Annotated in this window: 12 protein-coding genes; 4 read left to right on the forward strand and 8 right to left on the reverse strand. The window is 58.1% G+C overall.

From position 1 onward, the window contains the following. Nucleotides 1-144 precede the first annotated feature (144 nt). From ACJJVH_RS33090 to ACJJVH_RS33105, 4 genes are read right to left on the reverse strand one after another with little or no spacing between them, the layout of a single operon-like run. A complete protein-coding gene (locus ACJJVH_RS33090) occupies nucleotides 145-444 on the reverse strand; it encodes a curli assembly protein CsgF (protein WP_412066559.1) in 300 nt (99 codons plus the stop codon). Nucleotides 445-497: 53 nt separating this feature from the next. Beyond that, entirely contained in the window at nucleotides 498-992 is a 495-nt protein-coding gene (locus tag ACJJVH_RS33095) for a hypothetical protein (protein WP_162764460.1), read from the reverse strand. A gap of 14 nt (nucleotides 993-1,006) precedes the next feature. After that, the gene (csgH, locus tag ACJJVH_RS33100) at nucleotides 1,007-1,441 is read right to left on the reverse strand and encodes a curli-like amyloid fiber formation chaperone CsgH (RefSeq protein WP_412066560.1); all 435 of its coding nucleotides are present in this window, start codon (nucleotides 1,439-1,441) and stop codon (nucleotides 1,007-1,009) included. 18 nt (nucleotides 1,442-1,459) lie between these two features. Further along, complete coding sequence (locus ACJJVH_RS33105) at nucleotides 1,460-2,545, reverse strand: hypothetical protein (protein ID WP_162760975.1); 1,086 nt, start codon at nucleotides 2,543-2,545, stop codon at nucleotides 1,460-1,462. Nucleotides 2,546-2,869: 324 nt separating this feature from the next. Here ACJJVH_RS33105 and ACJJVH_RS33110 point away from each other — a divergent pair, with 324 nt between their 5' ends. From ACJJVH_RS33110 to ACJJVH_RS33120, 3 genes are read left to right on the forward strand one after another with little or no spacing between them, the layout of a single operon-like run. Beyond that, complete coding sequence (locus ACJJVH_RS33110; RefSeq protein WP_112794691.1) at nucleotides 2,870-3,355, forward strand: hypothetical protein; 486 nt, start codon at nucleotides 2,870-2,872, stop codon at nucleotides 3,353-3,355. After that, entirely contained in the window at nucleotides 3,339-3,746 is a 408-nt protein-coding gene (locus tag ACJJVH_RS33115; RefSeq protein WP_113384679.1) for a helix-turn-helix domain-containing protein, read from the forward strand. The genes ACJJVH_RS33110 and ACJJVH_RS33115 overlap by 17 nt, the downstream gene beginning before the upstream one ends. A 3-nt stretch (nucleotides 3,747-3,749) precedes the next feature. Further along, entirely contained in the window at nucleotides 3,750-4,175 is a 426-nt protein-coding gene (locus ACJJVH_RS33120; protein WP_112794689.1) for a DUF6941 family protein, read from the forward strand. Between the two features lie 515 nt (nucleotides 4,176-4,690). Here the strand turns inward: ACJJVH_RS33120 and ACJJVH_RS33125 are convergent. From ACJJVH_RS33125 to ACJJVH_RS33140, 4 genes are all read right to left on the reverse strand, one after another. Then, nucleotides 4,691-5,458, reverse strand: coding sequence for a response regulator transcription factor (locus ACJJVH_RS33125; RefSeq protein WP_112794688.1), 768 nt, complete (start codon nucleotides 5,456-5,458; stop codon nucleotides 4,691-4,693). 257 nt (nucleotides 5,459-5,715) lie between these two features. Next, nucleotides 5,716-6,387 (reverse strand): Crp/Fnr family transcriptional regulator, encoded by a 672-nt coding sequence (locus tag ACJJVH_RS33130; RefSeq protein WP_112794687.1) that lies wholly within the window; start codon nucleotides 6,385-6,387, stop codon nucleotides 5,716-5,718. Between the two features lie 255 nt (nucleotides 6,388-6,642). Then, a complete protein-coding gene (locus ACJJVH_RS33135; protein ID WP_412066561.1) occupies nucleotides 6,643-7,863 on the reverse strand; it encodes a polysaccharide pyruvyl transferase family protein in 1,221 nt (406 codons plus the stop codon). Continuing rightward, nucleotides 7,860-9,284 (reverse strand): hypothetical protein, encoded by a 1,425-nt coding sequence (locus tag ACJJVH_RS33140; protein ID WP_412066562.1) that lies wholly within the window; start codon nucleotides 9,282-9,284, stop codon nucleotides 7,860-7,862. Before ACJJVH_RS33140 ends, ACJJVH_RS33135 begins: the two co-directional genes overlap by 4 nt. Nucleotides 9,285-9,471: 187 nt before the next feature. On the opposite strand from ACJJVH_RS33140, the gene ACJJVH_RS33145 reads away from it, so the two are divergent. Continuing rightward, on the forward strand, nucleotides 9,472-10,278 hold the full coding sequence (locus tag ACJJVH_RS33145) for a glycoside hydrolase family 16 protein (protein ID WP_412066563.1): 807 nt from the start codon (nucleotides 9,472-9,474) through the stop codon (nucleotides 10,276-10,278). The last annotated feature ends 66 nt before the right edge of the window (nucleotides 10,279-10,344 follow it).

Raw genomic sequence — 10,344 nt, forward strand, 5'->3', positions numbered from 1 at the left:
ATCGGATCAAGATTGCTGCCAGCGGCAGCACAGCCACTCAAGCCTAGTCCGCATAGAATGGCGGCAACGGAAAAACTGACACGTACCATCGCTCTTCGAATGAATCGCCCCCAGGAATTGAATTATCAAGCAATCAGTTTCGGCTCAGGGATTGGTGGGCACCTGGCTGCCGTTTTCGATCACGATGACCGGAGACGATCCGCTGGAGCCCGACCCTTCGTTGAGGTTCCCGAGGTTGCTCAGCGCGCTGTTGAGGCCGGACAGATCGGGCGTCTGTTGCTGGCCGGACTTGACGCCGGCGCCTTGCGTCTGAGCCGTCGAAAGAAGGAATGTGCCATTCAAGGGATTACCGCCGAATGTCGGATTGGTTGGCTGGTAGACCAATTGCCCCGATGTGGCCGGCACTGCCGTTGCGGCGGCCAGGCCGACCGCAATTATTGTCATACGCATCATCATTGTCGTTCCCCTCTCCTATGTCCGGACGCGGTTGCGTCCATTCAACGCTTGATCAGCAATCCTCCACCCGGCAGCCGCGCGATCAAAACATTGACGGGCGCAGAGCCGGCAGGCTGAAGAACGCTCACTTTCAGGCCCGCCCCATTCAGCAATACGACGTTGGAGCGAAGGTTGTTTCCCGCCTGCAGCACATTGACATTGCCGTAATTCCCGATGACTCCGGCCGTTGAGATGTTGTTTGCTCCGGATTGGAGCTGATACACGCTGTTGCGGATGCCTATTTCCAGCGTTTGGGCCAGATTGTTGCCATGGCCTGCAACCGAAGCTTCCGGCACGCCCATGCCCCCCGGCGCCGAAAAACCCGGCGATGGGCGATACTGCTCCGTTTGCTGTTGCGCCGCCGCGCCATTGAATGTCACGGTCGTCGTTACATTGCCCGGTATCTGAGCCACATAAGCCGATTCCGCCCGGCATTCCGTTGCCGACTGCCCCATCAGCATGACCAATGCGCCCGCAACGCCGAGCGCGAGTTTCATGCCGTTCGGAGGTTTCATTGTGGTAATCCGCATTGTGAGACACCTCGATCGGTTTCGACCAGCAGTCTTGCAGTGAGTTCGGTATTCGCCGGCGCGTCGACGACCGTGGTGGCCAGAAGACCGTCTGAGCCAGGCTGCAAATCGAAATTGCCTTGTTGGATGCTTTGGCTCGTGCCCGATGCACCATGTTTGACGAGAACCAGCCTGTATGTACCCGACACGGCCGACGGCGATTTTGCGATCGCCTGTACGACAAGAAGCTGATCCTTCCTGTTCGTTGCGATCTCGCACTCGACCCCGGCTTGGGACAGGGCGCGAGCGGCGGATGAGAACGACAAGGCGGAAAGACAGAAGAATGTCGCAAGCAGATTGAATGCCGGCCGCCAGCGGTTGAGCCCGACGCAGAAAAATGGCTCAACCGCTTGGAAAGAGGAGGCGGACATTTGCATTCGCCTCCTCCCGCCGGTTCAGTGCTGGCTCGTAACGGCGACGTTCCGATAGCCGAACTGCGCCGTGACCGATGTATTCGTCAATGCGCTCGAGCTGCTCTGGGAAGTGATCGCATAGTTTCCCGATCCGATCTGGATGGTTCCCTGCAGGTTGGAGCCTCCGAAGGGGAATGGGCTCTGCACACCGGATTGGGATGCGATGGCAGTATTGCGATAGCCAGCCTGTGCGATGAGCGAATTGTTCGATCCCAGCGGATTGGCGATCTGGGACGTCAACGCGCTGTTGCCGATACCGAACTGGGCGGTGGCCGACTTGTTCACGCCGAGGAACGACGACTGACCCGTGACGGCGAAGTTACGCCCGCCGACCTGCAGCGTGTCCTGCGAGTTATTTCCGCCGGCCTGATCGGCAAAGGATATGTTACCCCAGCCAAATTGCGCCGTGGAGGAGGAGTTGCCGCTCGGCCCGATCACGCCCCATTGGGAGGTGGCGGCAAAGTTTCCGGCACCGACCTGCAGCGTCGTCTGATCGTTGCTGCCGCCGTCCTGCCCCACGATGGCGCCATTGCCCCAGCCGAACTGCATGGTGTTTGAGGTATTGGTGCCGTGCTTGCCGTCCGTCTGGTCCGTCGAGGCGAAGTTCAGTCCGCCGACCTGCAGGGTATCCTGCGTGTTGTCGCCCTTGGATTGATCGGCGAACGCGGAGTTGCCGAAGCCGAACTGGCCGATCGTCGAGTTGTTCTGAGCGCCGTCCCGCTGCAATGTCGAGGCGAAGTTCAGGGCGCCGGCCTGGACGGTGCTTTGGTCGTTGGTCTTGCCCTTCTGGTCGGCGACTGCGAAGTTGCTCGAGCCAAACTGCAGGATGTCGGACGTGTTGGATTTCGCCGTATTCTGGTTGGTGACCGCAAAGTTGCCGACGCCGGTCTGGAAGGTTAGCGCCTGGTTGTTACCGCTGTTCTGGCTGACGAAGGCGCCGTTGAAGGCGCCCACCTGGCCGATGAATGATTCATTTTCGGCAGGTGTCGGTGAGTGGGGGCCACCGGGGCCGGCAAGTGTCAAAGACGTACTTGCAAGCAAGATGGCGAGAGCTCCAATCGTCCTCATATGATCCTCCCTGTTTTCCATGGCGGGGCAAGCGACCATTCACCGCCCTCGACCAGCAGTTAAGCCGTTGATGGAGAGCCGAACAAGAGAACCGTTCGTATTAGGGCAACGACACCGGATGACATGAAATATAAATGCCATACCTCAAAATGAGTAGCAGATGAAACATGTATCGATCCGGCGTATCGGCTATACTCTTCTGTGATTAACGACGCTAAGCCATCAGGAAGGCAGATAAATACAATCCAGATGTGCGGTAATTCATACCACCCTCGGGGAGGTCAGGTGATCATCTGCCACATTATAATGGATTAGTTGACAGGTATGACTACGTTTGACAATCTCGTCGCATCCGAAGCTATCGTTAAAGTTGAGATTCAGCTTGATGGACGACAGCGGCCCAAGCGGCTGCTTTTCGCCACCCCGAGCTTTGCAGACTGGTTGGATGAACGCGTAAGCAAAAACGAACCATCTTCACTCGGTGCGGTCCTCAGTCCCATCGAACAGCTGGACTTTCTCTTCTTCACATTTGTCTCCGGAAAGCCGCTCATTCATTCCAGACAATTCCGGGCAATCCGGGTCGAACGAAACGCGGTTTGGGAATTGAAAACGGTGGATCTTCGCATATTCGGCTGGTTCGCCATGCGTGACTGCTTCGTCGCGGTTTTCGGAGATTGGGCCGACCATGTGAAAGATCATGATCTTTACCGTGGCTACAGGCTGGAGGTGCGCCGGCTACGTCGTGAGCTTGGCGTAGGGGATGCGTTGTGTGTCGAGGGAGTAAACCCGGACGATGTCATTTCGGTTTGAAATAGGCCCTCGCGCGCGCGCGGCCAGCCGCGTTACCGCTAATGTCCGCAGCGACCTCGTTGCCGCCATTCTCGAAAGGCGGTCCGAAAAAGGATTTTCCCAACAACGGCTGGCGGAAATGGTCGGCGTCAGCCGGGGAGACCTTAACCGCTATCTCTGCGGGCGAAGAGAGCTTCCGCTTCGTTCCATCGCCGATCTGGCCTGGGCGCTCGACAAGGAGATCCACATCGAACTCCGCGACCTTACCGGGTCGAAGAACGGCAAGCATCTTCCCGAATTCGAAACTCGGGCGACCGTTCATCCCGTTTGCTCCGGCGGGATCATTTCCTGGAGCTCCTCGCGCGCTATCCGCACCATTGTCGCTCGCGCCAGCACTGATCGGGACGATTGAAACATGCGTTATGGATATTGCATCTTTTGCGACGACGTTCGCACCGAAATCGGCGAAAAACTGAGCTTTATCGGCGTCTACAGCGGAGTGCTGATGCTGCCCGAGTTCCCCTTTTCCCTGCCCAAGTTCTGCGTTCACGTAAACCTGATCACTTTGGCGACGGAGCCGTACCGGTCGATCGTTCTGCGCTGTATCGCGCCTGGCGATTCTCAACCGCTCCTCGAAGAGCGGCTGGACCCGGTCCAGCTCAATGAGCAGAAGGAACTGACGGACGGGTCGGAGGCGGATGGCATCCCGATCAATGTCGTGGTCGGCGCCAGCCTTGTCTTTTCGCCATTGAGGTTGCGACGCCCGGGCTTGCTGACCGTGAGCGCGATCATCGACGACAAGCCGGCGGAAATTGCATCGCTGCGCATAGCTCAACATTGATCTCCGGCCGCAAAGGCCGTTCACGCGCAACGTCCGCCATCGAAAGACGCCGGAGTGCGTCGAGCCGCACCGTCTCTCGAGACTTGTCGCGCAGGTGCCCGCAACGATAATCCCAACCTCAAACAATCCCAGGCGTTGCGCCGGCACTGCGATGTCGGGAATTTCCAAAACAAGGAGATAGAGCGCTCACGCACGTCGCTGCGCCGCATGTGGCAATCGTGCGGCCGTAACCGGTCGCTCGCCCCCCCGGATGACCCGCTCCGGGATCTGAAATGGCAAATTAAGCCGGCTTGCGCGCCGGAAGCCCTGAAAAGGGTCGCCGTCCTTGCGGTTTCGGCAAACAATGGAGTGGGCGTTCACCCGCCGAGCAAGCGGCAGGCAGCATATGCGCTAGTCCGCAGCTCTTCGGGATTGTCGATCGCCCCGGTTTCTGTCCGGGGCCGATCGCTGTGAAATATGCCGATGCGGGCTCGTCAGCCCTGTTCCCGCATTCGGCAACCACCCTCGGTGAGCGGTCAGCGGACGAGTTCCCGGATTTTATAAGCGACCTCGGTCCGGTTCGTCGCGTTGAGCTTCTTCATGATATTGCGAATATGAACTTTGACGGTGCTTTCACAAAGATCCATCTCGTAGGCGATGATCTTGTTTGCCTTTCCTCGCCTGAGCGCTTCCGCAACCACGACTTCGCGCGGGGTGAAGAGGCTGTCGAGGCAGCAATTGCGGCTGGCCACGGGAGTGATAGCCTCCTTGGCGGCCAGAAGGCTGCTTGCCGGCACGAAGACGCCGCCCGCGCGCGCAAGCGAAACGGCTTCCGCGGCAACCTTGATCCCGACACTCGTCGGTATATAGCCGCGGGCGCCACACTCCAGCGCGTGCAGGAGTTGCGCAAGCTCGTCGCCATCCGCACCGACGATCACCGGGCTTGTCTGGAATCTTTCCACCAGCGCGCAAATCTTGGCGCTGACATCGGCATCGGACACCTTGCGGCCGCCAATCATGAAAAGAACTGCCGACGGCATGACCTGCATGTTCCGCATCTGCCATTCGTCGAGCGAACCGACGGTGACGATGTGCATGGCGCCATCGCATTCGGTGAGACTTTTCGACAGGCATTCGCGATCCAGAGCACGGGGATCGATAAGAAGGATGTAGTCCTCCCATTCATCGACACCGGGCATGCCGGACGCGATAAACGGCCTCAGGGTATCGGATGTCCGAACCGAAATAATGCGCGCCCCTGTTTCCGAGGTAAATTTTTCATTTGCGAGCGATTGTCCATTCATGGCCGGCACCCCCAACTCTTAAAATGGCCTTTGTATTTCTTGTAACAACTTGAGTATTTACCCTATCAAAAGAGCGTGACATTCGCGTAACTTCACCATTCTCTTTCATTTTCTTTTGGTCCCCTCTCTTTAGGCATATCTTATCGTAGTAATTGCTTATTTTTCATTTGTACGCATTAACCTATGTTAATGGTATATTGAAATATCGACTAAGCGAATTCTTGAAAACTCTACCCGTCATGGAGCTTATGTATTGTTCAAAGCATAGTTGCATCAAAATAGGACTGGTCGAAATCGACGATATCCATAAGACGCGGGCGGTCGAGAAATGCGACGATGCCATTGCGGAAAGACAGAAGACCGGCTTCTCGCATATCCCTGAGAACGCGGTTTATATGGACCGTCGACAGCCCGACGGCATCGCCGATGTCTGCCTGCGTCAACGGGCAATCGAAATACTCGGAATCGGCATAATCCCGCGAGGTGCCGATGCGCGACCCGAGCTCGAGCAGCAGATAGCCGGTTTTCTCCAGCGCATCGCGTCGCCCTATATTGGCGAACCGCTCCGACATGCGAGCCTGATGCCGTACCAGCTCGGCAATGACGATGCGATAGAACAAGGTCGGTGTGTCGATTTTCGGCAAAGAGGTAAAATCGGGAAAGACCATGACGGTCACGTTGGTAATAGCCTGTACGGTCTCGCGCGACAGCGATGTCAGCGAGGTCGATATCATGTCGCCGCGCAGAACGAATTCCGTCACGAAGCGCGTGCCGTTCGGCAGCATCTTGCAGCGTGCTGCCCACCCGTCCAGGATAAAGAGAAGGCGCGGCGCATTGCTGTCATAGTCGCAGATCGCGCTGCCGGCACTAAAGGTCCGCGCGACACCACCCAGGCTTCGGATATGTTCAATCGAAATATGCGTTGCCATGCCGTCACCCCTCAGCCAAAAACATATCTCGAATGGTCAAAGGACCATCCAAAAATATAAATTTTCGTGAGTTCCAAGTATTTAATACCATAGAAAATCGGCAATGTCTTCGATACAAATCGATAACCGTCGTTTCCCCGAGTTCTAACGAGTTCAACGAAGAATATATATACGCCTTATGTATAAATAGTAGTAATTTCTCTGGATCTATTCACCGTACATTATGCGTTCGGGGTATTATGCACCACACAGGGGCTATATTCCCGACATAACGCATTGCTCCGGCCCAACCAGATGACGGCGCATGTTCGAGATTCCGGCCTGGGCTTCCGCAACTATGACGCGATGCCGAAGCGGCTCTATCCCTTCCGTCTCGGCCGCTTTCAACAGCAATGCGAGACGCCCCGGCGACGGCGAGGCATCCTTTACGAAGTAATTTTCACGTCCTACCGAATTGAAGAAGCCCTCGACCTTTCCGTCCCACCCCAAACCGACATGCGGGACCCTCAGCGCGTAAGCCGCAATGCAGGCATGGAGCCGGTGAGCCAAAATCACATCCAGCGGCTGAATTGTCCGGATCAGGTCGATCGGAACCAGCGGGCGCCTGGTGATCTCCAGCGTGCCCGCCGCGACGGCCCGGTGAGTGGCGACCGAATGCCGGATGCTCTCGGCAAATGCCTGGTCCTCGCGGGCCCCGTTGCAAAACAGGACCACACGCTGACCGTCGTCGAGGAGCAGTCCGATCAAGTCCCTATAAGCGCCGACGCTGGTAAAGGGAATGGCGGAGGCTTTCGCATTACCGTGTCTATGAAGGATGATAGGATCGGTCACGCATAGGCCTATGGTAAGCTGCCGCTTAACCAATGAAACCGGTTTTCCGGCGGCCGCGGGAGCCTCTGCCAGCAATCCGGGGTCCCGTACGATTTTCGCGCCCGGTCCGTCGGGAAAATGCTCGCGCCAATTGTCCTGGGCAAAACCATCCCGCACGGATAGATGAACAAGCCGCGTGCGCTTCAGGCGCGCGAAGAGGTCGTATGCCGGCTCCGACCAATGCTTGCTGACGCCGACCGCGTAGATCGCCAGGGGACGGTCATGCCGGCGGACGCAATCGAGCACGGTGCCGACCTTCAGCGGAAAGTTGAGGTCGTCGTCCTGAAACAGGTTGCCGCCGCCGATCACGACGGCATCCGCAGCGGCGATCTTGTCCTCCCAGCGCGCGCGAAGCCCGCGCAGCCGGCGTTCGAGCCCCAGGCGGACAAGCCGCCGCCGAAGGCCGGCGGGCGAGCGGTGGAGCAGTGCGAGAATGAAGCGCCGGCGCCGGCCGTGGCCTGACGCGAAGGCTTCCCGTCCCGCAAGATCGATCGTTTCCACCTCGATCTCGCCACCGCCATTCGTCAGGGCGGCTTCGATGCATTCCGCCAGCAGCCCGTCGCCGAGATTTTCGCTGTATTTGACATTGAAGACGACAATCTTCATCTCAAGTCTCCAATGGCGCCCAGCTGCGGCTCATAGCCCGCCCGCGCCTGCCGTGTGCCGGCGCTGAGCGCGGAAACGCTGCCTGCCAGGATGTAGAACATCAATCCAAGATCGTAGACCGTGCCCGAAGTGGCCGCGGATACGAGGACGGTGATGAACCCGGCCTTGGCGGCGCGCACGACCGCGGCGGCCTGTCGTGAGGACGGGTTCCCGGATCGCGTGTCGGTCAGGAGCACCCTGCCGACGAATATGGCGAAGAGCAACGTGCCGAAGATGCCGATATTGGACAACAGAACAAGACCGAAGCTCGATGCGCGAGCGCTCCCCAGGCCCGCACCGAAGCCGCTCGTGTCGAGGAACGCCTGATAGGCCATGGCATTCCACATGAAGCGCTCTCGCCCGGACTGGCTGTCAGCCTTGGAAAACAACATTTCGTCGAGAAAGTCGCGCAGGTTGTGCGCGAGATCCGGCATGGCGATGAGAACGAAGAAGATAACCAGCGGCATGCTGGCGAGAATAGACACGATCAAAACAGGACGGCCCGCGCCAGGCTCCTGGCGAGCGGCAAGAAACGACTGGAGGCAAAGGATCGGCAGCACGACGGCAAGGCCGACGAGCGCGGTCGCCGATGTCGACAGGATCAAGGCAACCAGAAGCAAACCGGCGATGGTACCGGTCAAGGCCGAGCGAATGCCGCCGAGCCACAGGCTGGTAACGATCGAGAAAAGTACGAGGGTAAAATCGGCGAATGCCGAAGCCTCCGGAAACGTCCCCGAAATGCGCTTCAGCCCGCCCTTTTCGGCATTGGTCAGAAGTGCGTAGTTGGCCGTCCTTACGAAACCGAGCAAAAAATCCGTGTGCGTGAAGTACGTGATGATGTCGGCGAGAGCGAAGCCGAGATTGATGCCGGCGACAATGAGAATGCCGTTGATGAAGATCGAGGGAGCGCCGTTCCGCCGAAAGAAGGCAAAGGTGGTCATGAAGCAGATCAGGCCGCCGACGGCATAGACGGTCTGGGTGATGTTGTTGGAGGAAAAACGCAGCGGAACCAATGCGATAAGGCTGTGCGTGCCGATCGATCGCTCGACGGTCATCGTCTGCGTCACGCCCTGGAACAACCTGGGGAAAAAGATCGCGGTGAAGATGCCGAAGGCGGTCAGAACCAGCAGGAAGAAGCCCGGCTGCCAGGGCGCCATGCCGGCAAGGAAAGGCCCCTCGCCATAGGCTGCGAACAGGCGCGCGGTGAAGAACAATAGAAAGAGACTCGGCACGAGCACCGATGCTCCGCCAAGACCGGGCACGGTGAAGGCGGCGGCGGCGCCGAAGACGGTCGATACGCTCATGATGATGAACGACCATCGAACAGGCGCAGTCAGCGTCACGACACCAACGATCAGTGTTACAAGCCCCATGACAAACATGTGTGGGAATCCAGCAATTCTGCCTCATCACTGCCGCGAAACTAACATGCCGCCATAAGGCTGTATCTCCGCCATTCCTAAGCCTTTTGGTGAATCGATCGGCCGAAATACGTGCTATACCCGCCATACCGCTACGTTCATGCTCCGATGCATGGACCGTTTCTCGCCATTGCACCGCGCTAAGCGCATGAACAACCGCCGCGCTTTCCTTCGCGCGTCAGTTGCCGCTGTGCTTGTTGCGATCTGCGACACGACGATCGCGCGCGCCGGCGACACCGGGGATGCGCTCGATCTCGGCAGCATGACGCTGACCTTCGAGGACGCTTTCGACGACCTCAGCATCTCGGCCTGGGGGCCCGGCACACGCTGGATTGCCCACACGCCCTGGAATGGCGACTTCGGCGGCGCCCGCTTCTCCAATCCAAGCGGCGATTTCCCCTTTGCGATACAAGACGGAATGCTGCGCATTACCGCCGCGCGCGATGCGGCGGGCATATGGCGTTCCGGCCTGATTGCCTCCGTCGATCAGAAAGGCAACGGCTTCTCCCAGCAATATGGTTACTTCGAGATGCAGGCGCGATTGCCGGACGGGCCCGGTGTCTGGCCGGCTTTCTGGCTGATCGGCAAAGACCGATCGAAGTCTACCGCCGAGATAGATGTCATCGAATATTATGGCGACAAGCCGGGTGCCTACTCATCGACGGTGCATGTCTGGCATCGGGATGGGCGACATGATTCCGCCTACTCTCGCATCAACGTATTTGCCACCGCAAGTCCCTCCGAAATGCATCGTTACGGCGTGAAGATCGATTCGGACTTCATACGCATGTATTTCGATGGAAACCTCGTCTGGAAAACCAAGGCTTTACCGGAGCATCACCAGCCGATGTATATTCTCATCGATCTCGGTATCGTCGATGGCGTAACGAAGATGGCTGCCGCCGATCCATCCTTCATGTTCGTGGACTACGTCAGAGCCTATCAGTTCCGATAGCTGCCTGCTTTTTCCTATATAGCACGTTACCTCTCTCTCTTCATGTGGATGCTGCTCTCGGCATCC

Origin of the sequence: Rhizobium sp. SYY.PMSO, from assembly GCF_046840415.1 — a bacterium.
GTDB lineage: Bacteria > Pseudomonadota > Alphaproteobacteria > Rhizobiales > Rhizobiaceae > Rhizobium.